This is a genomic window from Bradyrhizobium sp. Kon58 (assembly GCF_055807455.1).
Map to the genome: position 1 here is coordinate 1 of NZ_JBVVOT010000009.1, position 26241 is coordinate 26241.

Consider the following 26241-nt stretch of genomic DNA (forward strand, 5'->3'; position numbering starts at 1 on the left):
GAGCACGGCATAAGCCGTCCGACCATCGCGCAGGGAAGGCCGAGTGATTGGCTACACCTGTATGCTGCTGTGCGGTTTCCTTGCGCTACATTTTCGCGCAGCGGACCGCGGGTGCCAGCCGGCACCCGGCCTTCCCTGCGCCCTCTTGGCTTTGAGGGTGAAGTGCCGAAGCAAAGCTCGGGCGAAACGCGCCGCGAGTATGCGAAGCTGCGTCTGCAATTCAAAATGCGAGCTGGAAAACTGGCGCTGCCGCCTCATACCCCGTCATTGCGAGCGCAGCGAAGCAATCCAGTCTGCCGCCGCGGAGGGATTCTCGATTGCTTCCGCCTTCGCTAAGCTTCGGCGGACAAGTCGCTACGCTCGCAATGACGATGTGGAGAGAGTGTCGCCACACTCCGCTCTCGTGCCCCGGACGCAGCGCAGCGTCCTTTTGATGGTGCGCTGCAGAGCCGGGGCCATCCCGCAGCACCGCAAGGGCATTGCAAGGCGCCCGGGACACGAGAGTCCGCGTCATAATGTTTGCAACAACATGTCGGCGGCCCTGATATCGGCTGTCTCCGAACCCTGGGCGAAGCCTTCATACGCCAATTGAAGCCACCGCTTCGCTTCCTCGCGCCGGCCGCGTTCGGCAAGGAGACCGGCGAGATCGATCGCGGCCCGCAGCTCCCAGGCCTTGGCGCCTTTGTGACGACTCAATTCCAGTGATTGGACGAAGTGGGCTTCTGCCTGATCAGCGTCGGGCTGGGGCCCGGCCAGGAGAACCCTTCCCTTCATGCGCAGCAGCTCGGGCATGTACAGATGATCGCCGCTTTGCTCGACGATGCGGATCGCGTCGTCAATCAGCCCCGCACTCCGCTCGATCTGCCCAAGCGCCATCAAGCCCTGAACAAGCGCGATGTTGAACGTCGTGGTGAGCAGCTCGTAACCGGCATCGTGGAGCTCACGCAGACACGCCCCGATCGTCTCGACGCCATCCGCGGCATCGCCGCGCCGGATCGCCAGTTCGCCTTTGACGCCGCGGCCGACCGCAAGATAGGGGCCCATGGAGCGCCATTCGGCATGGGCGATGAAGCGGTCGATGTTCTCTTCCGCGGCATTGAGGTCTCCGTTCCAGAGATCGATCGAGACCGCCCAGATCAACGCAATGCAGAGCGTGATCGGATGGTCCATCTGCGCGGCCTCGACGACCGTCTGCCGGGCCACTTGCAGCGCATCCGCGGGGCGGCCCTGCAACCAGAACTCGCGCGCGAGCGAGATGCCGGCCCGGTTGCGGTGATCGAAACCATAGACGGTGCTGATTCGCTCCGTGCCCGGCCCATGCCAGGCGGTCTCCAGCATCGTCAGCGCGTCGCGATGCTCGCCGGCAAGATGCAAGGAGACACCGAGGAGCGAGTGGGCGAGAGCGAGCGAGGCGGCATCGCCGAGCGTCCCGGCGACCGTGAGGCTTTGCTGCGCATAGCCGAGCGCGGCGTCGAACTGTCCCATCCGCTCGTGGAAGATATGCATGCGCCCGAGCAGCTGGAGCTGGTTCGGTGCGTCGCCGCGCGCCTCGGCGATCGCAAGGCTTCGGCTCAACGCGGCACGCGCCGCTTCGCTGCCGCCGCGCGTGAACATCAAAGTCAGTCCGAGCGCGGCCTGGATGTGCATTTCCTCGGCGCCGCCGCGCGAGGAAGGATCGATCGCAAGCAGCGCCCGTTCAGACCAGCGCCGGCACTCGACCAGCAACGACATCGCGAGAAAAATTGGCGCCGCAGCTGCGGCAAGTGCAATGCCGATGCTGGCATCGCCGTCCGTGCCAAAACACCAGTCCAGCGCCGCGCGCACGTTGTGAAGCGCGGAGAAGTGGATCGCGCGCTCGTCGGCGCTCGGCACCGTGGCCCATGTCGTGCCGGCCTGCTCCAGCCATTGCCGGTAATAGGTCGCGTGGCGGGCGGCGAGCGCCGCGTCATCAGGTTCGATCTCGAGCAGATAGGCGCGCGTCGTGTCGAGCAGACGGTAACGCATCATGGCGCCAATCGGCCGCGCCGCGACCATCGATTTGGCCACCAGGCCGTCGATGGCGTCGAACAGGCGGGAGCGGTCGACGCGTTCGTCCGGCACGATCTCGAGTGCGGCGTCGATAGTGAAGTGACCGGCGAAAACCGCGAGCCGGCGCAGCACCAGGCGCTCGATGTCGGACAAGAGACCGTAGCTCCAGGCCAGCGTCGCCTGCAATGTCTTCTGTCGCGGCGGCGCCGTGCGCTGGCCCTGCCAGAGCAGATTGAGGCGCTCGTCGAGCAGGGCCGCGGTCTGCTCCAGGCCGTAGGCTTCCACCCGGCCGGCGGCGAGTTCGATTGCCAGCGCCATGCCGTCGAGCTTGCGGCAGATCCCGGCGACGATCGCTGCATTGGCATCATCGAGCGCGATCTGCGCGCCGCCGGCCGTGGCACGTTCAAGGAAGAGTTGAAGCGCGGGATAAGTCTGCGCTGCGGCCGCCGTCAGCCCGGGATTGTCGGGCGGAACGGCAAGCGGCGCCAGCCGATAGACCTGCTCGCCCTCGACCCGCAGGGCTTCGCGGCTCGTCGCCAGCACGTAGATATTCGGTGCGGCGTGGAAGATCTCGGCGGCCAGCGGGGCTGCGGCTGCGATGACGTGTTCGCAATTGTCGAGGATCAGCAGCATCCGCTTGTCCCGGAGATGCGCGAGCAGCGCAGGCAGGGGGTCGTCGGTTTGCGCCGGCAAGCCCAGCATCAGCAGGATCGAGGTGATCACGAGATCGGGATCGCTCAGCGCGGCAAGATCGACGAAATGTGCGGCGTCGGAAAATGTCGCGAGCAGATCGTGAGCAATCGCAACCGCAATGGCGGTCTTGCCGACGCCGCCCGGGCCGGCGATCGTGACGAAGCGCGAGCCGATGAGCCTGTCGGAGACGGCGGCGACCGCATCGTCGCGCCCGACCATCCGTTGCAGCCGGTTCGGCAGTTTGACGGGCGGCAATTCCGTTCGCGATGCGGTGCGCCGCTCTGCCGGGATACTCGCCTGCGAGATCGGCGCCACGAAGCAATAGCCGCGGCCGGAGAGCGTGGTGATGTAGCGAGCACCGTCCTTGCCGTCGCCAAGGACCTTACGAAGCGCCGCCACGTGAAAGCGCAGATTGGCGTCCTCAACCGTCATGCCGGGCCACACCAGCGCCATCAGATCATACTTGCTGACGACCTGGTTCGGCCGCGACATCAGCGCGAGCAGCGTGTCGAAGGCCTTTGCACCGAGCGGCAGCGCGACGCCGTCGCGCGTCACGAGTCTTTCATGCGGCGTCACAGTGAATGGCCCAAACGAGAGGGTTCCCGTTGCGGCAACGGCCGGCTCGGTCATGGCGGAATCCTGATCCTTTCGAGCGCACCGGATAGCCAGATGATCGCAATCCGGCAAGGCCGTCCCCCCGCGATCAGACCGCGAATGCAGGCCCCCGTGAGGCCCGCGCGCCGAGACCTCACAACTTCTCACAACTCCCAACGGGTGTGTCGCGGCAGCCGCTGCTAGTCAGTTGTGCGACGGCAAGGAGACCTTCATGACCCAAGCGGCAAAGTTGCTTTACACAGCCCGGACCCGCACCAGCGGCGGGCGACAGGACGGGATATCGCGCAGTTCCGACGGGCGCCTGGATGTCAAGCTGTCGCCGCCGGGCGGCACCGGCATCGGCACCAATCCCGAGCAATTGTTCGCGGCCGGCTGGTCGGCCTGCTTCGAAGGCGCGATGGAGATCGCAGCCCGCAAGCGGAAGATCGAGCTCCCCAGGAAATGCGCGATCGATGCGGAGATCGACCTCGTGCTCGACGAGGGCGCCTATTCGCTCAGGGCACGCCTCGATGTCAGCCTGCCTGGGCTCGATCGCGAGATCGCGCGCGGGATCGTCGATGAGGCGCATCAGAACTGTCCCTATTCCAAGGCCGTCCGCGGCAACATCGACGTCACTCTCGCGCTGATCTGACGGCACCACCTCAAACCATCAACAAGGTAGCAACAACATGAAACAGATCATCGATCAGCACCGCCGCCAGTTTTTCGGTATCGCCGCGGGAACCGTCGCCGCCGGCCTTGGCGTGATCGGCCTCGCCCGCGCCGAATCGGAAGCGCCGCGCTCCGTCGCAACGAATGCGTCGTTCGGCGCGATCAAGCAGATTGATGCCGGCGTCCTCAACGTCGGCTACGCGCAGGCCGGTCCTGCGGACGGTCCCGTCGCGATCCTGCTGCACGGCTGGCCCTACGACATTCACGCCTTCGTCGACGTCGCGCCGATCCTGGCAAAGGCCGGCTATCGCGTCATCATTCCCTATCTCCGTGGTTACGGCACGACGCACTTCCTCTCCGCCGAGACGCCGCGCAACGGCGAGCCGGCAGCAATGGCCGCCGATATCATCGCGCTGATGGACAAGCTCGACATCAAGAAAGCGGTGGTCGCCGGCTTCGATTGGGGCGCGCGCACCGCCGACATCATCGCCGCGCTGTGGCCGGAGCGCTGCCGCGCGCTGGTGTCGGTCAGCGGCTATCTGATCTCCAGCCAGGCCGCGGGCAACGCGCCGCTGCCGCCGTCGGCCGAGCTGCAATGGTGGTACCAGTTCTATTTCGCGACCGAGCGCGGCCGCGCCGGATACGAGAAGTACACGCATGATTTCGCAAAACTGATCTGGAAGCTGGCCTCGCCGCAGTGGAAGTTCGACGACGCCACTTTCGACCGCAGCGCGGCGGCGCTGGACAACAAGGATCACGTCGCGATCACGATCCACAATTACCGCTGGCGGCTCGGGCTCGCCCAGGGCGAAGCGAAATACGAGGCGCTCGAAAAGAAACTTGCGGCAGCTCCGGTGATCGGCGTCCCAACCATCACCATGGAAGGCGACGCCAACGGCGCGCCGCATCCCGATCCAAGCGCCTATGCCAAGAAGTTCTCGGGCCGCTACGAATTTCGCCTGATCACTGGCGGCGTCGGCCACAATCTGCCGCAGGAAGCGCCACAAGCGTTTGCCAAGGCCGTCATCGATGCCGACGGCGGTGCTTGATGATTTTGGCCGCACCTCGGTCCGGCAAGGGGCCGGAAAGGCCGGGCCGAGGCCTGACATGCGATCGCAGTTCAATGAAGCGTCAGCGAAAATGAAACCCGAAAAGTCAAAATTTCCATCCTCAACGACGATGATCGTGTTGGCCGTGCTCGTCCTCGTCGTTGTCCTGACCTGCGTGCCGTATCTGGTCACGATCGCTTTCGCGCAGGGGCAGGCCGATGCCTCGCCGATCTTCGGCGTCACTGTCCCGGAAGGCTACAAGCAGTGGGAGCTGATCGCGCCGGCCGAGGAGGCGGCTCCCCTGGACGAGCTGCGTGCCGTCGTCGGCAACAGGACCGCGATCGATGCTTATCAGGACAACAAGCTTCCGTTCCCGGACGGCACGATTTTGGTCAAGCGGGCCTGGAAGCGCAAGCAATCGCCGGAATTTGCGTCCGCGACGATTCCCGGTGAGCCCACCACCGTCCAGGTGATGGTCAAGGATTCCAGAAAATATGCCTCGACCGGGGGCTGGGGTTTTGGTCGCTTCGTCAACGGCAAGCCGGTCGACGAGGCTCAGCATCGCACCTGCTTCGCCTGCCACGAAGCCCGTGTGAAGAGTCGCGACTACGTGTTTACGAGGCTTGCACCTTGAGTGCGGAGTTCACTCCGCCGCAACCATCTGCTGCGTGCGCCACTGGCCGAGCAGGGCGCGCAGCGAAGCCGGCTTGACCGGCTTGTTGAGCACCGCGACCTTTTCGTCGCGCGCAGCCATTTGCACGGCGGGGCTGCGGTCGGCGGTGATCAGGATCGCGGGGATGCCGTCACCGAAGCGGCGGCGGATGTCGCGGATCGCGGCGATGCCGTTGCCGCGGTCGAGATGGTAGTCGACCAGCAGGCCGGTCACGCGACGGCCGGCGGCTTCGATCGCGGCGATCGCGCCCTCGGGATCGGCGACCGCGATCACCTCGGCGTCCCACGCCTTCAGCAGCGTGCGCATGCCGTCGAGGATCGCGGCGTCGTTTTCGATGCAGACGATCAGGGTCCCCGAGATCGAGGTGCGTGCGAGCGGCGTCGCGCTGGTCACGGCCGCGGTGTGGGTGATCGCCTTGGCCGTCGGCACCGTCACGGAAAACACCGAGCCGCCGCCCACATTGGAATCGATGGCGATGTCGTGCTTGAGCACGCGTGCCAACCGCTCGACGATCGACAGGCCAAGGCCGAGGCCGCGGGCGATCCGCGCGCCCTGCTCGAGGCGGTGGAATTCCTTGAAGATCTCGCTGCGCTTGACCGTCGGAATGCCGACACCGGTGTCGTAAACGCAGATCTTGAGCGAGGCGCCGCGGCGGCGGCAGCCGACCAGCACGCGCCCGCGCGGGGTATATTTGATCGCGTTGGAGATCAGGTTCTGCAGCAGCCGCCGCAGCAGGAGACGATCCGACTCGACGGGCAGCGAGCACGGCACGAACACGAGCGCCAGATTCTTGGCGCGTGCGATCGGCGCGAACTCGATCTCCAGCGAGCGCATCAGATCGGCCATCTTGAAGCTCGAGATTGAGGTCGTCATCGCGCCGGCGTCGAGCCTGGAGATGTCGAGCAGCGCGCCGAGGATCTCCTCGATCGCCTGGAGCGATTCGTCGATGTTCTCGACCAGCCGCGTCTCCTCGCCGCTGTGCTGGCGCTCGACCAGGCTCGTGACATAGAGCCGCGCCGCGTTCAGCGGCTGGAGAATGTCGTGGCTGGCGGCGGCGAGAAAGCGCGTCTTGGAGATGCTGGCGTCTTCGGCAGCGCTCTTGGCCAGAGCCAGCTCGGAATTCAGCCGGGTCAGCTCCTCGGTGCGGTCGCGCACCCGCTTTTCCAGCGTCGCATTGGCGCGCTCGAGCGCTTCCGCCGCCTCGAACGTGGGCGTGACGTCGGTGAAGGTGATGACGAAGCCGCCGCCGGGCATGCGGTTGGTCAAGATCTCGATCACCATGTGGCGGTCGGGCAGGCGCTCGAGATACGGCTCGCCGTCGGTGGTGTAAGCCACCAGCCGGCGCTCCAGCATGGCCTCGCGCTCGATCGGATCGGCCGGCTCGCTCACGCCCATGAATTCCAGGATTTCACGCAAAGGCGTGCCGAACTGGATGAAATGCGGGGGAACATTGAGGAGATCGCCAAACTGCCGGTTCGAGCAGATCAGTTGCAGATCGGCATCGAACACCGCGATGCCCTGGCGCACATGGTTCAGCGCGGTCTGGAGGATCTCGCGGTTGAAATGCAGCGCCGCATGGGAATCGTCGAGCAGCTTGAGCGCAGCCTTCGCCGACACCGTCCGCTTGCGCAGCAGCAGCGACATCACCAGACGCGAGGAGGCCGCACCGATCGAGGAGGCGATCAGGTGCTCGGCGTGCTGCAGCAGCTCGAAATCGGCGGGCGCCCCGAACTCCAGCCGCACATTGCGCCGCGCGGAGAATGCCTCGAACGAATGCCGCGCCCGGTCGGGCCCGAGATATTGCGCCACCGTGGTCTGGATGTCCTGCACCGTGACGGTGGTGCGCCAGCGCCGGAAGTTCGGGGAGATCGGCGCGAGCGTGTTGGGGACGAACAGATCGGCCTGCACCAGCTCGATCGACGACGGCCGGCGCGCCAGCGACAGCAGCACGTAGGTGAGGATGTTGAGCGACAGCGACCAGACCACGCCGTGCATCAGCGGCGGCAAATCGGCGCCGAACAGCGCCTGCGGCCGCAATGCCTCGATCCCGAACGGTCCGTGCTGGAGCAGCAGGATGCCCGCCGTCGAAGTATCCATGAAGCTCGGGATGAACAGCGTGTAGAGCCACACTGCGAAGCCGACCAGCATGCCGCCGATCGCGCCGCGCGCGGTCGCGCGCCGCCACAGCAGTCCGCCGAAGAAGCTTGGTGCAAGCTGGGCGATGGCCGCAAAAGACAGCAGGCCGATCGCCGCGAGCTGGGTGTTGCCGAGCGCGCGATAGTAGAAATAGGCCATCACCATGATGGCGAAGATCGCGAGCCGGCGCGAGCGCAGCAGGAAGTCGCTGAAATCGGCGCCGCCGGTGCGCCCCTCGGGCCGTCGTTGCAGCACCAGGGGCACCACGAGATCGTTCGAGACCATGATGGAGAGCGCGACGCATTCGACGATCACCATCGCGGTCGCCGCCGACAGGCCACCGACGAAGACGGCGACGCTGAGCAGATCCGCGCCACCCTCCATCGGCAGTGCCAGCACGTACATGTCCGGATCGGCGGCGCCGAACGGGAAGCTGACGAGGCCTGCGAACGCGATCGGGATCACGAACAGATTGATGGCGACGAGATAGAGCGGGAACAGCCAGCGCGCGCGGCCGACCTCGGCGTCCGAGGAATTCTCGACGACGCTGACGTGGAACTGGCGCGGCAGCAGCATGATCGCGCACAGCGACAGCAGCGTCATGGTCAGGAAGTTGCCGATCGACGGCGAATAGTTGATGACGCGCACCGCCTCCGGCGTCTTCATCGCGCGCTCGATCAGCTCGTGCGGCGAGAACATCCAGAACGTGACGAAGATGCCCGCGGCAAGGAAGGCGACGAGTTTGATGATGGATTCGGTCGCGACCGCCAGCATCAGGCCGTGCTGGTGTTCGGTGGCATCCGTCTGCCGCGTGCCGAACAGCACCGCGAAGGCCGCCATCGCCAGCGTCACCATCAGCGCCACGTCGCCGACGATCGGGATGTGGGAGAAGGCCTGGTCTTCGCTCAGGATGGTTTCGAGCGAGGAGGCGACCGCCTTGAGCTGGAGCGCGATGTAGGGCACCGAGCCGATGATGGCGATCAGCGCCACGGTTGCCGCCACCGCCTGGCTCTTGCCGTAGCGCGCGCCGATGAAATCGGCGATCGAGGTGATGTTGTGGGCCTTCGCGAGCTGGATCACGCGGCGGAGCACGCCGGCCCCTAACCCGATCATCAGGATCGGCCCGACATAGATCGCGAGGAAGTCGGTGGAGGTGCGGGTGGCGAAGCCGACCGAGCCGAAGAAGGTCCAGGAGGTGCAATAGATCGCCAGCGACAGCGGATAGATCAGCCCCGAGGCGCGGCCGCGCCCGGCCGGCGAGCGGCGGTCGCCATGGCTCGCCACCAGGAACAGAAAGCCGATATAGCCGAAGGCGGCGGCGATCACGCCCCAATCGTGCAGCATGGCGAGCGTGCTTCTCCCAGGACGCGCGCTGGCCGCGCCCGATCTCATTTTCCCCGTAAATCTAGCGCGTTGGACGGTCGCAGGCGACAGCGAAATGCCGCGCGGGTGCGGGAACTGGGGTTGTCGTTAAGCGACGGGGCGAGCTGCCCGCTCTCCCTCGCCCCGCTTGCGGGGAGAGGCGAAGAAGCCTACTCCGCCGCCAGCGACTTCTCGCGAAGCGGCAGACCCAGGCGGTCCCACACCTGCAGCAGGGCTTCGGCGAGCTGATCGATCAGGCCGTCGTCGTGATAGGGCGAGGGCGTGATGCGCAGGCGTTCGGAGCCCTTGGCGACCGTCGGATAGTTGATCGGCTGGATGTAGATGCCGTGCTGTTCGAGCAAGAGGTCGGAAGCCTGCTTGCACTTCTCGGCATCGCCGATGAACAGCGGGACGATGTGGGTGTCGCTCGACATCACCGGCAGGCCGGCGGCGTTGAGGATTGCCTTGACCCGGGCGGCGCGATCCTGGTGACGCTCGCGCTCCCAGCTCGAAGTCTTCAGATGCTTGATCGCGGCGGTCGCGGCCGAGCAGATCGCCGGCGGCAGCGCGGTGGTGAAGATGAAGCCGGGCGCATAGGAGCGCACGGCGTCGATGATCTGACCGTTGGCGGCGATGTAGCCGCCGAGGCAGCCGAACGCCTTGGCGAGCGTGCCTTCGAGAATGTCGATGCGATGCATCACGCCGTCGCGCTCGGCGATGCCGCCGCCGCGCGGGCCGTACATGCCCACCGCATGGACCTCGTCGACATAGGTCATCGCGCCGTACTTCTCGGCAAGGTCGCAGATCTTGGCGAGCGGAGCGATGTCGCCGTCCATCGAATAAAGGCTTTCGCAGGCGATCAGCTTGGGTCGGCTCGGGCCCGCAGCCTGCAACAGCGCTTCGAGATCGGCGAGGTCGTTGTGGCGGAACACGACCCGTTCGCAGCCGGACTGGCGGATGCCCTCGATCATCGAATTGTGGTTGAGCTCGTCGGACAGGATCAGGCAGTTCGGAATGAGCTTTGCGATGGTCGCGATGCCGGTCTGGTTCGAGACGTAGCCGGACGTGAAGAGCAGCGAGGCTTCCTTGCCGTGGAGATCGGCGAGCTCGGCCTCGAGCTGCACCAGCGGATGATGCGTGCCGGCGATGTTGCGGGTGCCGCCGGCGCCGGTGCCGACGCGGGTCGCGGTCTCAACCATCGCGCCCACCACCTTCGGGTGCTGGCCCATGCCGAGATAATCGTTGGAGCACCAGATCACGACGTCGCGCTTGCCCTTGGGCGAGTGCCAGAGCGCATGCGGGAACCGGCCGGCGATGCGCTCGAGATCGGCGAACACGCGGTAGCGCCGCTCGGTGTGGAGACGATCAAGGGCGGAAGTGAAGAACTGGGCGTAATCCATCGTCAAACCTGCAGCGGAACCGACCAAAGACCCGCATATCCTTAGAGCTTTTCCAGCTCCAATGTCTATGCGCTATCCCACATTTGGACCTGCGGGGCATTTGGGCAAAATGCCCTATCGTGCGATTTGAAACTTGATCCGGATCAAGTTCGCGCGAGATGCGATGTTGCTCTGCACCATCCGGTGAATTGAGCGCAGCCCTCAGGTCGTCCTGAACTGCAACACGCCGTCTTTCATCTCCGCCGTCAGCCGGCCTTCCACGATCATGTAGTTGACGTGGGCGACCAGTTCGCCGGCGGCGAAACCCATCTGGTGTTCGTCCAGCACGTGCTTGTTGAACACCACGGGCACCAGGGCGCGCGAGGTCTGCGGCACCTCGCGGCAGGCTTCCGCGATCAGGCGGCAGCGCTCCTCGTGGTGATCGGCGAGCTGCTTGATGCGGGTCTTCAGCCCGTAGAACGGCACGCCGTGGCCGGGCAGCACCAGCACGTCATAGGGCAGCGTCGTGGTGAGGCTGGCGAGTGAGGCCAGATATTCGCCGAGTGAGTTCTGGTCGGGTTCGACCGCCCACACGCTGACGTTCGGCGAGATCTTGCTCAGCACCTGGTCGGCCGAGAGGAACAGCTTGTCGTCGGCGCAATACAGCATCACCTGGTCGAGCGCGTGACCGCCGCCGGTGATCACCTTGAAGCGGCGCGTGCCGATCACGACGTCGTCTCCATGCGAGATGCGGCGATAGGACGGCGGCAACACCGAGACGCGCTTGAGATAGTCCTGGCCGCGGCCGAGCAGTTTTTCGGTGAGCGACTCGTCCATGCCGTGACGGCGGAAGAATAGCCGCTGCGCCTCCTGCCGCTCCTCGGTGCCGCGGTTCTGGTGATAGACCGATTGCAGATATTCGACCTGCGACATCACCAGCGGGCAGTTGAACCGCTCGACGATCCACCCGGCCAGACCGACATGATCGGGATGGGAATGGGTCACGATCAGGCGCGTGATGTTGACGCCCTGCAGCGGCCCGTCGAACAGCTTCGTCCAGGCTTCGATCGTCTCCTCATTGCCGAAGCCGGCATCGATCATGGCATAGCCATCGCCGTCGGCGAGCAGGTAGATGTTCACATGGTTGAGGCGGAACGGCAGCTTCAGCCGCGCCCACAACACGCCGGGCTTCACCTCGACGACCTGTTCGGGGCCGGGATGCTGTTCCCAGGGATAGCGCAGGGCGTCGGCGGAGGATTGCACGGTGTCGGTCTTTGCGTTCATGCTACCGGCTTAAACCCGCTCGTCACGGCGCGCCAGCCGAAAAAGGACGCTGGCGCGGCCCGCATGGCGGTCATTCCGGGTTACGGAACGGCGCCTACGCCGCTCGCATGTTGTTGAGGAATGCGTCGATCTCTCCGCGCAGCATGTCGGCTTCGCGGCGGAGCGCGTCGGAGGCGCCGAGCACTTCGTTCGCCGCTGCGCCGGCCTCCGCCGAAGCCGTGGAGACGCCGACGATGTTGCTGGAAACCTCGCTGGTGCCGCCGGCGGCATGCTGGATGTTGCGGGCGATCTCGCGGGTCGCCGCGCCCTGTTCCTCGACCGCGGCGGCGATCGTCGTGGTGACGTCGTTGATCTCGCCGATGATCCGGCCGATGCCCTGGATGGCGCCGACCGCCGAAGTCGTCACCGACTGCATGCTGGCGATCTGGCTGCGGATCTCCTCCGTCGCTTTCGCGGTCTGGCTCGCGAGGCTCTTCACCTCGGAGGCGACCACCGCGAAGCCGCGGCCGGCTTCGCCCGCGCGCGCCGCCTCGATGGTGGCGTTGAGCGCCAGCAGATTGGTCTGCGAGGCAATGGTCTGGATCAGATCGACCACCACGCTGATGCGGCTCGCGCTGTCGGCGAGGCTCTGTACCGTGGCGTCGGTCGCGCCGGCTTCGTCGACCGCCTTCCTGGCGATCGCGGCCGAGGTGACGACCTGCTTGCTGATCTCCTCGATCGAGGACGATAGCTGCTCGGTGCCTGATGATACGGTCTGCACGTTGACCGAGGTCTCTTCGGCTGCGGAGGCAACCGCGTTCACCAGCGCATTGGACTGGTCTGCCGTGTTCGACATGCTCTGCGCGGTCGTCTGCATCGAATTTGCCGACTGCGCGAGATTGTCGAGTGCGGAGCGGACCGTGCCCTCGAATCCTGCAATCTTCGCCTCCATCTGCGCCGCACGCTCGGCCTTGGCGACGCGATCCCTGTCTTGCTCGCTCGCAAGCGCGCGAGCTTCGATCATGCTGTCGCGGAACACCGTCAGCGTTTCCTTCATCGCGCCGATCTCGTCGTTCTGCCGGGAGCGGACGATCTCGGTGTCGAGGTCGCCGGCCGAGAGCAACTGCATGGCGCGTTGGAGCTCGCGAATGCGGCGCAGGATGTTGCGGCCGACATAGAGCCAGACGAACAGCGCCGAGCCGACCAGCGTCAGAGCGCCGAGTGCCAGCATCGCGGTGGTCGCGAGCGAGATCTCATGCCGCGCCTGGAAGGTCGACGCGTTGGTCTCCTTCTGCACGCCCTCGACCAGCTGCTGCACGCTGATGCCGAGGCCGACATTGAGCTTGCGGGTCTCGTCCAGAATGGTCTGGCCGTAGTCGATGGCGTCGAGCTCCTTCTGGCGGATCTTGAATACGCCGGACTTGCCTTCGCCGAAGGCGAACAGCTTTTGCACGGTGTCGCGCACCGCTTGCATCGAGGCCATGTTCGGCAGGTCCTCGAGATTCGACTTGACGCGGTCGCGCGTCGCCTTGAACTCCTTCTCGATCGCCTCCAGCGTATCGCTGTTGTTGGCCGACAGCGCCGCCATCATGTCGGCGGCCATCAGATTGCCGTTGGCGGAGATGGTCGCGACCTGGGAGACGGTGCGGGCGGCTTCGGTGGCATCGTCGGCGGAAACTTCCGCCGCGCCGAGGATCGCGTTCAGGCGCGTTTGCGCATCCAGCATGGCAGGACCGGCCGCACCGACGAAGGTGAGCTGCGCCTTGCGGAGCGCTTCATACTGCTTGTCATGCACCGCGCCGGCATCGAGCCGCTCGCGCGCGGCCGATACCAGGCTCTGGGTCGCCTCGTCGATGCTCTTGGCGGTCTCGCGCAGCGCGGTTGCGATCTGCTTGTCGGCGCCGAGCTCGATGATCTCGCCGAGCTTGGCCATGGCGAGCTGCTGGATCTCCTGCACCTTCTTGGTGCGTTCGTTCAGCGCCTCGTCGGACGGCGACGCCAGGAGGCCCGGCCCCTGTGCCGCGAGCGTTGCGCTTTGCGATGCGAGCTGAAGGCTGGCGGAGAGGCGCGGGATGTCGCGGCCGCTCAGGTCCATCATGGTGCTGCCGAGATGGTTGAAGACGAAGCCGGCGCCGGCTGCAATCACGAGGCCCATGCCCGCGATCACCGCGAAGGCCGTGAACAGGCTGCCGCGCACGCCCCATGTCGGCATTTTGAAACGAGGCCGGATACGACCAAGCAAACGGCCAAGGCCCAGACGGATCGCCATCGAAATTCCCCCACGCGTGATCTTTATGTTTTCGCCGCGGAGTATCCTCGGGCCAGGTTAAAAAATCGCAAGTTGGTCAATCGGTTGTGCGAGTTCCGCACAGCGAAAAAAGAAGGGCCGGCAACGATGCCGGCCCTTCATCATGATAAGGTTTTGATAACCGTTCAGTAGCGCGCGACCGCCGAGTTGGCCCAGTTGAAGCGGTAGTTGACGCCCGCCTTGATGGTGTGGTCGTCGGTGGTGAAGTTGCCGGTGCCCGCCAGCGGACCACCGGTGAAGTGCGCGTCGCCGAAATTGTAGTACTGGTACTCGGCCTTGGCCGACCAGTTCGGGGCGAACATGTATTCGAGGCCGGCGCCGACGGTGTAGCCGTTGCGATGATCGCCCGTGATGACGAAGGCCGCCGGCACGCCGCCGACAGTGACCTTCTCGTTGTTGTCGGAGTAGGCATAGCCGCCCTTCACATAGAGCAGGCCCGGGCCCCAGGTGTAGCCGACGCGGCCGGTGATCGAGCCGAGACCACGCTGGTCGTTGGTGTAGGCGACGCCGCCCGGGAACACCGCTCCGACGCTGCCGGAGAGCCAGGAGTATTGGCCTTCGACGCCGACAACGAAGTTCGGGTTGAACTGCCAGTCCGCACCGGCCTGCAGGCCGCCGAGGAAACGGCCGTTGCCGTTGTTACCTGTGGAGAGGCCGCTGAAATTGTTGTCGCTGGAGAACGCGCCGCCAACATGGCCGCCGATATAGAAGCCGGTCCAGTTGTAGATCGGCGCGGCATAAGCGGGCGCGGGCGCCTTATAGTAATTGCGGTTACCGAGATCGGCACCAACCGCCGGTGCGGCAGCGCCCACCACGAGCAGCGCAACGGTTGCAAACAGAATCTTCTTCATCGTCCAAACTCCAACACTTAGGTCCCCGGCAGGCGCGCTTTCCGCGCCGTCGTTGGTTCTGCAGATAGCTCGCTTTTGACGAAAATGCTGTCACATCCGTGGCACAGCGGCAGCCAAGCTAACTTATTGGGCTGTAAATGATTTTCGTGCTTAATGTCGGCTTAAGAAGTGGTGAAGGAAGGCTTAACTCGGCGCTGTCCCGGTAACTTGCGTGCGCATCTCGTTAACCAAGACGGCGCCGCGCCTCATCGCGCATCTGTTCGCGGAATGCAGCGCGCTTTGCGGGCCGGTCTTCCTCGCGCACGTCATGACGATCGAAGACGTCGAACTTCTCCAGGATCGGATAGCGCTCGCTCGCCATCGCGAGCACGCGCAGCACCTTGGTCGCCGACGGTGTCGGGCCGCTCACTTCCCAGCGTCGGATGGTGTCGGCGCCGCCCTTCTCCGGCAATCCGCAAAGCCGGGCCATGTCGGCCGCGGTGAGCTTGCGCTCCAGGACGTCCGAGAGATCGTTGCGGAGTTGCTTCAGTTCGGGACCGGTCATGTCGCCTCAATACGCGAAGTCGATGAGGTGAATGCACTAGCGCTGATTCGGGTCCATCCGAAGGCGAGGCAATCCACCCCTGACCTCATCCATGTCGTCTGGCCAGCGCGACGCAATCGACCTCGATGTCAAATGGCCCAGGCCACGACGGAACGTGCAGGAAGATGCGCGCCGGTGAACAGTCCTGGAAGTAACGGGCATAGACCTCGTTGAACGTGGCGAAATGCGCGGGATCGGGCGTGCAATAGACATTGCACTTGATGACCTCCGCCAGCGACGACCCCGCGGCTTCAAGGCAGCATTTCATCTGGTCGAGCACGATCTCGGCCTGCCGCTCGAACGGTAGCGCTCTGACCTCGCCCGTTTCGGGGTCGAATGGCGGCAGGCCCGATAGATAGACGAGGCCTTCGACGACGACGACCGGATAGATCGGGCCTCTGCGGCGGCGCTCCAGATAGGTCGATATCGGCTCCACGCGGATGCGTTTCATGCGGCGTCTCCGGATCGTGTCGGAGCCACGGTAGAGCGCGCTCGGCATCCAATGGTTCGGCCGCGGCCAAACCATCACCGTTGTCGTGCCGGGACGGTCGCGATACGCTTTCTCCATGGTCGCAGCGGCAAACATGGTCGAGGTGGCGGCACTGGTCGGCGATACCGCGCGGGCCACGATGCTGGCGGCGCTGATGGGCGGGCAGGCCCTGACCGCGAGCGAACTGGCGGCGCGCGCGCGAATATCGAGGTCGACGGCAAGCGGACATCTCGGCAAGCTGGTCGGGGCGCGGCTGCTCATCGTGACGCAGAAACGTCGCAATCGCTATTACCGCATCGCGTCTCCTTTGGTGGCCAGGATGCTGGAGAGCATCAAGGCCGTCGCCGCCATCGAGGTTCCGGGGCGCCACCAGTCACGCTCGATCGCCGACGATCAACTTCGCTTTGCGCGCACCTGCTACGACCATCTGGCCGGCTATCTCGGCGTCGCCATCGCCGACGCCCTCGTCGCCAAAGCGCACGTCGTGCTCACCGAAGACGGCGGAGAGGTAACGGACTCCGGAACGCATTTCCTCTCCGCGTTCGGCGCAGTGCTGGAGCCGAAATCCGGAAGCAGGCGAATCTTCTGCCGCCCATGCCTGGACTGGAGCGAGCGTCGCTTTCACGTCGCCGGTCACGTCGGCGCAGAGATTCAACGTTGCTGCCTGGAGCGCGGCTGGCTGAGACGGGATCGCGACACGCGGATCGTGCACGTCACCCCAGCCGGGCAAATCGGTTTTCGCAAGACATTCGGCATCGATCTGAGCGGTAACGGCGACCGGTCCGCGGCACCTTCGCCCGCGCACGAAGTTATGAATGGGGTGCCCATGGAAATCCGCCGCTGAATGAACAGATGCCCAGGGGGCCGCAGAATGAAGTGATCAGCCATGACAAGCATCAAACCCGCCATTGCCGCCCTCGTCACCATCGGGCTGCTTGCCGCGCCGTTCGCGGCTGAAGCCAAGAAGCACCGGTCAAGCCGATCTTACAGCACCGGCGTGGTGGCTCCGGGCTATGGGAGCGCCGGATCGTTGGCAGCAGAGCCCAGAGCCTACGGGTCGAGCGGACAGTCGGTCGGGACGGTCACGGCGCCGTCGATCGGCACGTATAATTGGCCGTCGGTCGGCGTGACCAACGCAGTCCCGACCTGGAACAACACCAACCCGCCCATCCGATAGGCGCGCCCGATCCTAAATTCCCCGGCCGACCTGTTGGCCGATCACGCAGCGCCATCCGGCGAGACGCTCGGCCGGATGCTGGTTCATCCATTCGGCGAGCTGTGGCGCACCCATCAGGCACGATTGCATCGAGACGTCGGCGAAGTCGGACGTGGTGACGGTTTGCTCATGACAGTTCGCTGGAGAGGCGAGGTTGCAGAGCACGGCGATGATCTTGATCACGCGAGGTTGCCTCCGTCGCTGCGATGCGCGGAGGCCCCGCTCGATCGTTCGCTCACCGGATCAGCCGGCGGGAAGATGCTGTCGTAGATCGCGCGCGCTTCCTGGATGAGGCGAATGCGCTCACGCTCGGATTTCGAGACAAACTCAATAACCTGGCCCATGTCGGCTCCAATCGATTCTCAATCCATCATCACATGATGGAAATCATTTCATGCGGATGTGGGGTGCCGGCTTCGGCTTTGCAGCCGTGCGGGCGGTCACGAGGGATAAAAAGCCCGTGAGTATTCCGTTCCTGGAGTGGAGCGGGATACCTTCAGTGATGCGTCGATCTCGCGGCGCATCTGTTCGGCCGTGACCGCTTCGCAGCATCGTGATGACGAGTTGAGCCCTGCGGTGTGAGCGCATTGCGGCACATTTCCTCGCGCGCGGAGTTGTAAGATCACTCAATGCACGGGCGCCTGACAAACGGCATTGCGATTGAGAGACCGCCCGAAAGGATCAGCCATGACAACAACGAAACACTCGATTGCTGCACTCATTGCTCTCGGATTGGCCGCAGCGCCACTCGCTGTCAACGCACAGACGTCGGCGACAGGTACACCAGGCAGCACGAGCGGACGCACCGGAGCGCCGGTACAGCAAGGGACTATCGGAAGTTCCGGGCAGACCGTGGGGACCGTGACAGCGCCGTCGGTCGGAACGTCCAACCAGCCCTCCGTCGGCGTAACAAACTCAGTCCCCACCTGGAACAACACGAATCCCCGACCGAAGTAGAAACGGCGATCGGCTGACTTAAGCCGTCGGCGCGCGCGCTCTCTGCCCGGGCACTGCCCCGAGCAGCTCGCGCGTATAGGGATGTTCGGGCGCTGCGAACAGCTGCGCGGTCGGCTTCAGCTCGACGATGACGCCGCGCTGCATGACGGCGATGCGGTCACAGATCTGGGCGGCAACGCGTAGATCGTGGGTGATGAACAGCATCGAGAGGCCGAGGCGGGCCTTGAGGTCTTCGAGCAGCCGCAGGACTTGCGCCTGCACGGAGACGTCGAGCGCGGAGACGGCCTCGTCGGCGACGATGATCTCGGGCTCGAGCGCGAGGGCGCGCGCAATGCCGATGCGCTGGCGCTGGCCGCCGGAGAATTCATGCGGATAGCGCTCGAGTGCGCCGGCATCGAGGCCGACCATCTTGAGGAGATCGCGGGCGCGGTCGAACGCGACTTTCGGATCGGTGCCGGCCGCGATCGGGCCGTCGGCAATGATATGACCGACCTTGCGGCGCGGATTGAGCGAAGCGAACGGATCCTGGAAGATTATCTGGATGCGATGACGCTCGGCGCGTAGCGCCTTGCCCGCGAGCTTTGTGAGATCGGTCTCGCCGATCCGCACGGTGCCGCGATCGGCCTCGATCAGCCGCATCACCAGCCGGGCCACCGACGATTTGCCGGAACCAGATTCGCCGACCAGGCCGAGCGTCTCGCCCTTGAGAATCGTGAAGTTGACTTCGCGCGCGGCATCGACGCGGCGGTCCTCGCGAAACCAGCCGCCCGAGGTGACGTAGGTCTTGTCCAGTCCGATCACCTCGACCGCCTTGGCCTGGTCGTCGAGGGGGCTGCGGGCGGGCGGGTCCATCGAGGGTACGGCGGCGAGCAGCGCCTTGGTGTAGTCGTGCTGCGGCGCGTTGAAGACCGCCGAGGCGGGGCCTTCCTCGACCACCTTGCCATGGCGCAACACGACGACCTGGTCGGCGATGTCGGCGACCACGCCGAAATCATGGGTGATGAACATCACCGCCATGTTGCGATTGCGCTGGAGGTTGCGGATCAGTTTCAGGATCTGTGCTTGCGTGGTGACGTCGAGCGCGGTTGTCGGCTCGTCCGCGACCAGCACCGCCGGTTCGAGCGCGAGCGCCATCGCGATCATGGCGCGCTGGCGCTGGCCGCCGGAGAGCTGGTGCGGATAGGCGCGTACGATGCGCTCGGGGTCGGGCAGGCCGACCTCGCGCGCCAACGACAGCGCCTTGGCGCGCCGCTCCTTCGGCGTGAGCAGGCCGTGCGCCTCGAACATCTCCGCCATCTGGTCGCCGATCCGCATCAACGGATTGAGCGCGGTCATCGGCTCCTGAAAAATCATCGCAAGCCGGCGGCCGCGCAGATCGCGCCAGCCATCGTCGTCGAGCTTGAGCAGGTCGCGGCCTTCGAACTGGATCTCGCCGGAGGTGACGGTGACCGTGTCAGGCAACAGGCCCATCAGCGCATGCGCGCACATCGATTTCCCGGAGCCGGATTCGCCGACGACGCAGACGATCTTGCCGGGCCTCAAATCGAGCGAGACGCCATCGACCGCGAACGGCCGTTCCGCCCCCTTGGGCAACGCGATCCGCAAGTTCTTGATGGAGATGGCGGGCGGTGCGGTCATGATCAGCGGCCCTCTCGCGACAGCCGTGGATTGAGCGCGTCGTTGAGGCCTTCGCCGATCAGATTGAGGCCGAGCACCGAGATCAGGATCGCGACGCCGGGAAACACGGTGATCCACCAGGCCTGGCGGATCACGGTACGGCCGGCACCGACCATATAACCCCAGGAGATCAGATTGGGATCGCCGAGGCCGAGGAACGCCAGCGAGGATTCCAGCAGGATCGCGGTCGCCACCATCAGCGAGGCCAGCACGATCACCGGCGACAACGTGTTCGGCAGGATTTCGCGCAGGATGATCCAGGTGTTGCTCTGGCCCGTGACCACCGCGGCCTGGACGTACTCCCGCGTGCGCAGCGACAGCACCTCGCCGCGGACGAGGCGCGCGACCGGCGGCCAGCTTACCAGCGCAATCGAGGCGACGATCGAATAGATCGAGGGCTGCAGGATCGCGACCAGCACGATCGCGAGCGCAAAGCTCGGAATGGTCTGGAAGAACTCGGTAAAGCGCATCAGGGCGTCGTCGACCCTGCCGCCGAAATAGCCGGCCATGGCGCCAATGGGAACGCCGACGACCAGCGCCACCAGGGTGGAGACCATGCCGACCAGCAGGGAGACGCGTGCGCCAAAGATCATGCCGGCGAACACGTCGCGGCCGAGCGCGTCGGTGCCGAGCGGCACGGTCGCGAGCGTGAACGGCGGCAGGAACGGCCGCTGAACCATGCGCCAGGGCGAGTTCGGGAACAGCATTGGACCGAACAAGGCGACCGAGATCGCAAGCAGCAGGATGATCAGCCCGATGACGCCGCTCGGGCTCCTCATCATCGATTTCCAGAACTGTTTCATGTGGTGAATTCGATGCGCGGGTCGACCAGGCGATAGACCAGGTCGGTAATGAGGTTGAAGATCAGGACCATGGCGGAGCAGATCACGAAGACGCCGAGCAGCAGATTGTAGTCGCGCTGCAGCAGGGCGTCGTACATCAAGCGTCCGATGCCGGGCCAGGCGAACACGGTCTCGGTGATGACGGCGCCGCCGATCAGGGTGCCGGAGTGGACGCCGGCGAGCGTCACGACGGGGAGCAGCGCATTACGCAGCACATGACGGCGCTGGATCACGGCGTCGGACAGACCCTTCGCGCGCGCCGTCTTGACGAAGTCGAGACGCTTCACCTCCAGCATCGAGGCGCGCGTCATGCGGGTATAGGTCGCCATGAAGAACAGACCGAGCGTCATCGCCGGCATGATCAGGTGCTTTGCCACATCGACGGCATGAGCGAAGCCGGTGAGGTTGGCGCCGACGGTCTCGTAGCCGAAGCTCGGCAGCCAATCCATGGTGACCGAAAACAGCAGGATGCCCATCAGCGCCACCCAGAAGATCGGCATTGCGTAGAATATAAGGGCGAAGACGGTGATCGCGGTGTCGAGAAAGGTTCCGGCAAAGCGCGCGGCGAAGGTGCCGAAGAGAACGCCGAGCACGAGCGAGATCGCAAACGCCGTCAGCGTCAGCAGCAATGTCGCGGGCAGCCGCTCGCCGATCAGCTTCGCGACCGGTGCCTGCTGGCGGAAGGAGAAGCCGAGGTCGAGGGTAGCAATGCCCTTGACGTAGATGAAGAGCTGCTCAGGCAGCGGCTTGTCCAGGCCGAACTTCTCCCTGAGCTGCTGGACGAAAATCTGGTCGCTGGCGCCGGCCTCGCCCGCCATCACGACGGCGGGATCGCCGGGCGCGAGCCGGATCAGGAAGAAATTGAGGAGGACGATCGCGAGCAGGACGATCACGCCCTTCGCGATACGCTGAGCGACAAAGGAGAGCATCTAGAGGATCATATCTTGGAGCGTGACCTGAAGCCGCCGGGGCAGTGCGCTCCCTCGCCCCGCTCTTGCGGGGAGAGGGTTGGGGTGAGGGGCCTCTCTCGACGTGCGAGAATGTCGATGGATCTGTACCCCCTCACCCGCCGCGCTCTGCGAGCGCGTCGACCTCTCCCCGCAGGCGGGGAGAGGTGAAGGAAGCCACACCCTCACTTGTCGAGCCATGCGTCCTTGAAGCCGTCATTGACCCCGATCCCGGTGGTGATCAGGTTCTTGACCTTGCAGCGCATGATGGTCGGGAATTGCAGCTCGAGCATCCAGGCCACCGGCACGTCCTCGACCAGGATCTTCTGCGCCTTCTCGTAGATCTCCTTGCGCTTGGAGTCGGGCGTTGCCACCGCGCCGTCGGCGAACAGCTTGTCGATTTCCGGGTTGGAGTAACCCTCGACGTTGTTGAACACCTGGCCCTTGGCGATGGCGCTCGAGACGTAGTTGCGGCCGACGCCGAGTGCGGGGTCGCCGTATTGGTAGAGATAGGTGAAAGCGATGTCGTAGTCCCAGTCGCCGATCTTCTGGTTGCCGCCGGCAACGTCGGTGGCGATGGTCTCGATGTTCATGCCGACGTCCTGGAGGTTCTGCTTCACGGCTTCACCCCAGCGCTGCCAGGTCTCGCCATAGGCGAGCGGCAGAAGGCGGATCTTCTCGCCCTTGTAGCCGGCTTCCTTCAGCAGCGCCTTGGCCTTGGCGGGATCGTAAGGGTATTTCGGCACGTCGCCGGTGTAGTATTTGATGGTCGAGGCCGACGGGCCGGTCGCGACCTTGCCAAGCCCGTTCCAGATCACGTCCTTGGCGAACTCGCGGTCGATCGCAAACATGACCGCCTGCCGCACCCGCTTGTCGGCGAGCGGACCCTGGCGGTTGTTGAGCCACAGCCAGGCCAGCGGCGAGAAGAACTCCCAGCCGGCGCCGGTGACGCAGGTGTCCTTCAGCTTGGACAGCCGCGGCACGTCGAAATTCTCGACCGAGCCGCCGGGCAGCACGTCGACCTTGCCGGTCTCATACGCCACCGAGCGCGCCGCAGCGTCGGGAATGATCTGCCAGTAGATCTCGTCGAGATAAGGCTTGCCCTTCTCGTAATAGTTCGGGTTCTTGACCAGGCGGATGAAAGAGCCCTTCTGCCATTCCTTGAACATGAAGGGGCCGGTGCCGACAGGGGCGTTATTGTAGGGATTGGTCTTCCAGTCGGTGCCCTCATAGAGATGCTTCGGCACCATCGGCATCGAGCCGACCTCGAAGATGCCGAGGAACGGACCGAACGGCTGCTTCAGCGTGAACACCACCGTGTAGTCATCGGGAGCCTCGACCTTGTCGACCTGCGCGAGGTTGTTGCGGGCGCGCGCATGCGTCTGTTTCAGCATCTCGAGCGAGAACAGCACGTCGGCGGCGGTGAAGGGCTTGCCGTCATGCCAGGTCACGCCCTTCCTGAGCTTGAACGTGTAGGTTTTTGCGTCCTCGCTGACACTCCAGCTCTCGGCGAGCTCTGGCTGCGGTTCGAGCTTGGGGCTGTAGCGAAGCAGGCCTTCGAAAATGTTGCCCGACACCATCTGCACCGGGCCGTTCTGGACCATCGCCAGCATCAGGCCGGGCGGCTCGGGCTGAATCACGGCATTGATCGCTCCACCCGCTTTCGGCTCTTGCGCCAGCGCCGGGGCCGCGAGACCGCAAGCCAGGAGGACACCAAGCAACACTCGTTTTGACATGTCGTATCTTTCTCAAGCGAGACCAGCCGCAAACGCTTCGCACGTCATGGCGCGCAAAGCTATGGCCGGCCCATCCCAGTCCCCATCCGGGATCGAGGCTCACACAGTCTCGTTCGGCGCCGCAAGATGAAAGTCTCGACAGTGTTCGCACAAAAAATGTACAGCGCGTCCTGTTATGGCGTTTGACGGCCAAACCGGCGCCGCCGCGCCGCACGGCTCAGGAGGGCCGCAGCACCCGTTGCAACTCGGCAAGCGCATCCGCGAGTTGCTCCCGGTGCGCGATGTCGTCCTTGGGGATGGCCGCGACACTGCCCGCGAGCTCGCGCAGGATTCCGGCGAGCAGGCCGAAATTGAGGTGCAGGTGCACCGATTTGCGTTCCTCCGCCGTCCCCGGATGCTGCAGCACCAGCGCAACGCCGCTGCCGTCGAGACGTGCCTCGAACCGCGATGAATGCCCGAAGGTGCCGACATAGAACTTGTCGGGATATTCGAGCGCGATCTCTGCCTTGTCGGGAACCGGCTTGGACATGTGAGCCTCATTGTTGTCAGGCTATTCTGGCCGGGAATAAACCGGGCCGCCTTGCGGTAGGTCAGACGCGGGCTCGCTCCGGATTTGATCGGGATCAAAGCCGGGCTGCCGCTTCTGCGATCTGATGGCAGGACGCGTGAAGCCCCGCGTGCCCGGTCAACTGCGAGTGCATCGGCGATGAACGTCCATTCCACCCCACCCGAAGCGGATTCAGACGATATCGCCATCTCCTTCGCGGACGAGGCGTCGGCACGTTGCGCGCAATTGCTCGGCGATGCCGGCCTCAGGCTGACGCGCCACCGTCTGGCGCTCGGTCAAATGCTGTTCCTCTGCCCCCATCGTCATGTGACAGCGGAGGGGCTTTATGAAGAAGCCACCGCCGCCAATCTGCGGCTGTCGCTTGCGACCGTCTACAACACGCTGAACCAGTTCACCGAAGCCGGCCTGTTGCGCCGGATCGCGGCCGACGGCATTAAGTCGTTCTTCGACACCGATACGTCCGTGCATCCGCATTTCTACCTCGAAGGCGAGGATGTGCTGGTCGACGTCACCGACGGCCTGACCTTCACCAGGATACCCGAGGCGCTTCCGGGCCACGAGATCGCGCGGCTCGACGTCGTCGTCCATCTGCGCCGGAAGCGCGACGCAGACCCGGCATGAGGATCGTCTAGCGCAAGCCCGCCCGCCGGAATCCTTCCAGATAGTGCTCGCGGTCGGCCTCACTGGCCCACGGCAATTGCGTCGAAATCCAGTGCAGCGAGATATTGGGCTGGGTGCGGCGGAGCTCGCCCAGCGCCATCTCCGCAAGCACGCCGTCGCCGGTCATGCCGGCAGAAACCGCCAGCACGCGGTAGGCGCCGGTGAGGTCGCCGCGGTGGCGGATCGCCTCGCGCGCGAGCGCGATGGCCTCGCCATAGCGCCGCTCGGTGAAGCGGGCATAGCCGGCGATGCCGTGATAGATCGCCAGGGATGGATCGCGCGGCGAGAGCCGCATGGCCCTCTGCGCTGCCTCGAATGAATCCTTCGGTCGTCCGGCATAGGACAGCGCCAGTGCGTAATAGCCCTGCGCCAGCGAGAAGTTCGGATTGAGCGCGAGCGCCTGCTCGAACTCGGACAGTGCGTCTGCAAGCCTTCGCGTCGAGAAGCAGACGCTGCCGAGCGCGGCGTGCGCCCAGGCATCCTCGTGATCGCAGCGCACCGCGGCGAGCGCGGCGGCTTCCGCCACCGGCGCCACCAGCGCAAGCTCGGCCCAGCCGAGATGCACGCCGAACATGTGGTTCGCCGCGAGCACCGACAGCGCCTGGCCGTAGTTCGGATCGATTCCGACCGCGCGTTCCAGCAGCGCCCGCGCGGTCTCGTGATCCCGCCGCGTCACGCGCCAGTAATGCGACAGCGCCCGCATCAGGAGATCCCAGGCATCCAGGCTCGCGGGGGGCTTGCGATGGGCGCGAAAACTTTCCGCCGCATGAATCTGCGGCTCGATCGCCGCGGCGATCGCGTTGGTGATTTCGTCCTGCACGGCGAACACGTCGACCAGCTCGCGGTCGTAGCGCTCGGCCCAGAGATGGCTGCCCGTCGTGGCGTCGTTGAGCTGCGCGGTGATGCGTACCCGGTTGTCCGACTTGCGCACGCTGCCTTCGACGACGTAGCGGACGCCGAGTTCCTCGGCGATCTGCCGGATGTGGACCGCGCGGCCCTTGTAGGTGAAGGACGAGTTGCGGGCGATCACCATGAACCAGCGCTGCTTCGACAGCGCGGTGAGGATGTCCTCGCTGATGCCGTCGCCAAAATAGTCCTGTGCGGGATCGCCGCTCATGTTCTCGAAAGCGAGCACTGCGACCGCCGGACGGTCCGCCAGGGCGCGCGGCAGGACAGCGACGGGTTGCGCGGGCGCAGTTGCGGCTGCCACTTCTTCCCGGACTTCGCCGACGAAACGAAAGCCCTTGCGCGGAATGGTCTTGATCAGCCGCTGGCTCGCACCGTCGTCGCCGAGCGCCTTGCGCGCGGCGTTGATACGGCTGTTCAGGGCGGAATCAGAGATGATCCGATCGCTCCAGATCTGGCTGATCAGGTCATCCTTGCTGACCACACGGGTGCGCTGCGCGACCAGATAGAGCAGGAGATCGAACACCTGCGGCTGCAACGGCACGGCGGCGCCGCTGCAGGTGAGTTCCCGCAGGTCGCCGTCGAGCACGTTGTTTTCAAAGCGAAATCGCACGTTTCTGTCGTCTCAAGCAAAAATCAAAGTCGTCTCAG

The 26241-nt window shown here is 65.0% G+C and carries 23 protein-coding genes; 7 read left to right on the top strand and 16 right to left on the bottom strand.

The annotated features are described in order from the left end of the window. Positions 1 to 510: 510 nt before the first annotated feature. Entirely contained in the window at positions 511 to 3351 is a 2841-nt protein-coding gene (locus tag AC0L20_RS17325) for an ATP-binding protein (RefSeq protein ID WP_473290022.1), read from the bottom strand. Positions 3352 to 3547: 196 nt separating this feature from the next. Between AC0L20_RS17325 and AC0L20_RS17330 the strand changes: the two genes are divergently transcribed. From AC0L20_RS17330 to AC0L20_RS17340, 3 genes are all read left to right on the top strand, one after another. Next, the gene (locus tag AC0L20_RS17330) at positions 3548 to 3967 is read left to right on the top strand and encodes an organic hydroperoxide resistance protein (protein WP_456766460.1); all 420 of its coding nucleotides are present in this window, start codon (positions 3548 to 3550) and stop codon (positions 3965 to 3967) included. Positions 3968 to 4004: 37 nt separating this feature from the next. Next, the gene (locus tag AC0L20_RS17335; RefSeq protein WP_473290030.1) at positions 4005 to 5036 is read left to right on the top strand and encodes an alpha/beta fold hydrolase; all 1032 of its coding nucleotides are present in this window, start codon (positions 4005 to 4007) and stop codon (positions 5034 to 5036) included. 130 nt (positions 5037 to 5166) lie between these two features. After that, on the top strand, positions 5167 to 5670 hold the full coding sequence (locus AC0L20_RS17340) for a cytochrome P460 family protein (protein ID WP_473290465.1): 504 nt from the start codon (positions 5167 to 5169) through the stop codon (positions 5668 to 5670). Between the two features lie 9 nt (positions 5671 to 5679). On the opposite strand, the gene AC0L20_RS17345 is transcribed toward AC0L20_RS17340, so the two are convergent. The 7 genes from AC0L20_RS17345 to AC0L20_RS17375 form a co-directional block, all read right to left on the bottom strand. Then, positions 5680 to 9189 (bottom strand): PAS domain-containing hybrid sensor histidine kinase/response regulator, encoded by a 3510-nt coding sequence (locus AC0L20_RS17345; RefSeq protein WP_473290033.1) that lies wholly within the window; start codon positions 9187 to 9189, stop codon positions 5680 to 5682. A 188-nt stretch (positions 9190 to 9377) separates the two neighbouring features. After that, the gene (gene hemA, locus AC0L20_RS17350; protein ID WP_473290036.1) at positions 9378 to 10607 is read right to left on the bottom strand and encodes a 5-aminolevulinate synthase; all 1230 of its coding nucleotides are present in this window, start codon (positions 10605 to 10607) and stop codon (positions 9378 to 9380) included. Positions 10608 to 10808: 201 nt separating this feature from the next. Then, complete coding sequence (locus AC0L20_RS17355; protein ID WP_473290039.1) at positions 10809 to 11870, bottom strand: MBL fold metallo-hydrolase; 1062 nt, start codon at positions 11868 to 11870, stop codon at positions 10809 to 10811. Between the two features lie 94 nt (positions 11871 to 11964). Then, positions 11965 to 14118 carry a methyl-accepting chemotaxis protein gene (locus AC0L20_RS17360; RefSeq protein ID WP_473290042.1) on the bottom strand — a complete coding sequence of 718 codons (2154 nt, stop codon included), beginning with the start codon at positions 14116 to 14118 and terminating at the stop codon, positions 11965 to 11967. A 164-nt stretch (positions 14119 to 14282) separates the two neighbouring features. After that, positions 14283 to 15008: an outer membrane protein gene (locus AC0L20_RS17365; protein WP_027570056.1), complete on the bottom strand. Its 726-nt coding sequence runs from the start codon at positions 15006 to 15008 to the stop codon at positions 14283 to 14285. 223 nt (positions 15009 to 15231) lie between these two features. Continuing rightward, on the bottom strand, positions 15232 to 15552 hold the full coding sequence (locus AC0L20_RS17370) for a hypothetical protein (RefSeq protein ID WP_007599476.1): 321 nt from the start codon (positions 15550 to 15552) through the stop codon (positions 15232 to 15234). Between the two features lie 85 nt (positions 15553 to 15637). Further along, positions 15638 to 16042 (bottom strand): RidA family protein, encoded by a 405-nt coding sequence (locus AC0L20_RS17375; protein WP_473290045.1) that lies wholly within the window; start codon positions 16040 to 16042, stop codon positions 15638 to 15640. 115 nt (positions 16043 to 16157) lie between these two features. Between AC0L20_RS17375 and AC0L20_RS17380 the strand changes: the two genes are divergently transcribed. Together AC0L20_RS17380 and AC0L20_RS17385 are read left to right on the top strand one after the other, a co-directional pair. Continuing rightward, entirely contained in the window at positions 16158 to 16925 is a 768-nt protein-coding gene (locus AC0L20_RS17380) for an ArsR/SmtB family transcription factor (RefSeq protein ID WP_473290047.1), read from the top strand. 42 nt (positions 16926 to 16967) lie between these two features. Then, positions 16968 to 17258 (top strand): hypothetical protein, encoded by a 291-nt coding sequence (locus tag AC0L20_RS17385; protein WP_473290049.1) that lies wholly within the window; start codon positions 16968 to 16970, stop codon positions 17256 to 17258. Positions 17259 to 17270: 12 nt separating this feature from the next. Here the strand turns inward: AC0L20_RS17385 and AC0L20_RS17390 are convergent, their stop codons facing one another. Continuing rightward, positions 17271 to 17480, bottom strand: coding sequence for a hypothetical protein (locus AC0L20_RS17390; protein ID WP_027570060.1), 210 nt, complete (start codon positions 17478 to 17480; stop codon positions 17271 to 17273). Then, positions 17477 to 17641: a hypothetical protein gene (locus AC0L20_RS17395; protein ID WP_456766452.1), complete on the bottom strand. Its 165-nt coding sequence runs from the start codon at positions 17639 to 17641 to the stop codon at positions 17477 to 17479. The genes AC0L20_RS17390 and AC0L20_RS17395 overlap by 4 nt, the downstream gene beginning before the upstream one ends. Before the next feature lie 343 nt (positions 17642 to 17984). On the opposite strand from AC0L20_RS17395, the gene AC0L20_RS17400 reads away from it, so the two are divergent. Then, complete coding sequence (locus tag AC0L20_RS17400) at positions 17985 to 18254, top strand: hypothetical protein (RefSeq protein ID WP_473290052.1); 270 nt, start codon at positions 17985 to 17987, stop codon at positions 18252 to 18254. Between the two features lie 18 nt (positions 18255 to 18272). Here the strand turns inward: AC0L20_RS17400 and AC0L20_RS17405 are convergent, their stop codons facing one another. The 5 genes from AC0L20_RS17405 to AC0L20_RS17425 all read right to left on the bottom strand — a co-directional run bounded on the left by AC0L20_RS17405 (position 18273) and on the right by AC0L20_RS17425 (position 23985). Continuing rightward, positions 18273 to 19892: an ABC transporter ATP-binding protein gene (locus AC0L20_RS17405; RefSeq protein ID WP_473290055.1), complete on the bottom strand. Its 1620-nt coding sequence runs from the start codon at positions 19890 to 19892 to the stop codon at positions 18273 to 18275. A 2-nt stretch (positions 19893 to 19894) separates the two neighbouring features. Continuing rightward, positions 19895 to 20734, bottom strand: coding sequence for an ABC transporter permease (locus AC0L20_RS17410; RefSeq protein ID WP_473290059.1), 840 nt, complete (start codon positions 20732 to 20734; stop codon positions 19895 to 19897). Then, a complete protein-coding gene (locus tag AC0L20_RS17415) occupies positions 20731 to 21702 on the bottom strand; it encodes an ABC transporter permease (protein ID WP_473290063.1) in 972 nt (323 codons plus the stop codon). Before AC0L20_RS17415 ends, AC0L20_RS17410 begins: the two co-directional genes overlap by 4 nt. Before the next feature lie 203 nt (positions 21703 to 21905). Then, positions 21906 to 23456, bottom strand: coding sequence for an ABC transporter substrate-binding protein (locus tag AC0L20_RS17420; protein WP_473290067.1), 1551 nt, complete (start codon positions 23454 to 23456; stop codon positions 21906 to 21908). A gap of 217 nt (positions 23457 to 23673) precedes the next feature. Then, a complete protein-coding gene (locus AC0L20_RS17425) occupies positions 23674 to 23985 on the bottom strand; it encodes a hypothetical protein (protein ID WP_027570064.1) in 312 nt (103 codons plus the stop codon). Positions 23986 to 24162: 177 nt separating this feature from the next. Between AC0L20_RS17425 and irr the strand changes: the two genes are divergently transcribed. Next, the gene (gene irr, locus AC0L20_RS17430; RefSeq protein ID WP_473290069.1) at positions 24163 to 24645 is read left to right on the top strand and encodes a Fur family transcriptional regulator Irr; all 483 of its coding nucleotides are present in this window, start codon (positions 24163 to 24165) and stop codon (positions 24643 to 24645) included. Between the two features lie 7 nt (positions 24646 to 24652). Here irr and AC0L20_RS17435 read toward each other — a convergent pair whose 3' ends face one another. Then, positions 24653 to 26203, bottom strand: a complete 1551-nt coding sequence (locus AC0L20_RS17435; protein WP_473290071.1) for a winged helix-turn-helix domain-containing protein — start codon at positions 26201 to 26203, stop codon at positions 24653 to 24655. Positions 26204 to 26241: the final 38 nt, after the last annotated feature.

Excerpts from the sequence above, each read along its gene's own strand:
- AC0L20_RS17325 (WP_473290022.1), bottom strand. The coding sequence starts at position 3,351 with ATGACCGAGCCGGCCGTTGCCGCAACGGGAACCCTCTCGTTTGGGCCA.
- AC0L20_RS17330 (WP_456766460.1), top strand. The coding sequence starts at position 3,548 with ATGACCCAAGCGGCAAAGTTGCTTTACACAGCCCGGACCCGCACCAGC.
- AC0L20_RS17335 (WP_473290030.1), top strand. The coding sequence starts at position 4,005 with ATGAAACAGATCATCGATCAGCACCGCCGCCAGTTTTTCGGTATCGCC.
- AC0L20_RS17340 (WP_473290465.1), top strand. The coding sequence starts at position 5,167 with ATGATCGTGTTGGCCGTGCTCGTCCTCGTCGTTGTCCTGACCTGCGTG.
- AC0L20_RS17345 (WP_473290033.1), bottom strand. The coding sequence starts at position 9,189 with ATGCTGCACGATTGGGGCGTGATCGCCGCCGCCTTCGGCTATATCGGC.
- hemA (WP_473290036.1), bottom strand. The coding sequence starts at position 10,607 with ATGGATTACGCCCAGTTCTTCACTTCCGCCCTTGATCGTCTCCACACC.
- AC0L20_RS17355 (WP_473290039.1), bottom strand. The coding sequence starts at position 11,870 with ATGAACGCAAAGACCGACACCGTGCAATCCTCCGCCGACGCCCTGCGC.
- AC0L20_RS17360 (WP_473290042.1), bottom strand. The coding sequence starts at position 14,118 with ATGGCGATCCGTCTGGGCCTTGGCCGTTTGCTTGGTCGTATCCGGCCT.
- AC0L20_RS17365 (WP_027570056.1), bottom strand. The coding sequence starts at position 15,008 with ATGAAGAAGATTCTGTTTGCAACCGTTGCGCTGCTCGTGGTGGGCGCT.
- AC0L20_RS17370 (WP_007599476.1), bottom strand. The coding sequence starts at position 15,552 with ATGACCGGTCCCGAACTGAAGCAACTCCGCAACGATCTCTCGGACGTC.
- AC0L20_RS17375 (WP_473290045.1), bottom strand. The coding sequence starts at position 16,042 with ATGAAACGCATCCGCGTGGAGCCGATATCGACCTATCTGGAGCGCCGC.
- AC0L20_RS17380 (WP_473290047.1), top strand. The coding sequence starts at position 16,158 with ATGGTCGCAGCGGCAAACATGGTCGAGGTGGCGGCACTGGTCGGCGAT.
- AC0L20_RS17385 (WP_473290049.1), top strand. The coding sequence starts at position 16,968 with ATGACAAGCATCAAACCCGCCATTGCCGCCCTCGTCACCATCGGGCTG.
- AC0L20_RS17395 (WP_456766452.1), bottom strand. The coding sequence starts at position 17,641 with ATGGGCCAGGTTATTGAGTTTGTCTCGAAATCCGAGCGTGAGCGCATT.
- AC0L20_RS17400 (WP_473290052.1), top strand. The coding sequence starts at position 17,985 with ATGACAACAACGAAACACTCGATTGCTGCACTCATTGCTCTCGGATTG.
- AC0L20_RS17405 (WP_473290055.1), bottom strand. The coding sequence starts at position 19,892 with ATGACCGCACCGCCCGCCATCTCCATCAAGAACTTGCGGATCGCGTTG.
- AC0L20_RS17410 (WP_473290059.1), bottom strand. The coding sequence starts at position 20,734 with ATGAAACAGTTCTGGAAATCGATGATGAGGAGCCCGAGCGGCGTCATC.
- AC0L20_RS17415 (WP_473290063.1), bottom strand. The coding sequence starts at position 21,702 with ATGCTCTCCTTTGTCGCTCAGCGTATCGCGAAGGGCGTGATCGTCCTG.
- AC0L20_RS17420 (WP_473290067.1), bottom strand. The coding sequence starts at position 23,456 with ATGTCAAAACGAGTGTTGCTTGGTGTCCTCCTGGCTTGCGGTCTCGCG.
- AC0L20_RS17425 (WP_027570064.1), bottom strand. The coding sequence starts at position 23,985 with ATGTCCAAGCCGGTTCCCGACAAGGCAGAGATCGCGCTCGAATATCCC.
- irr (WP_473290069.1), top strand. The coding sequence starts at position 24,163 with ATGAACGTCCATTCCACCCCACCCGAAGCGGATTCAGACGATATCGCC.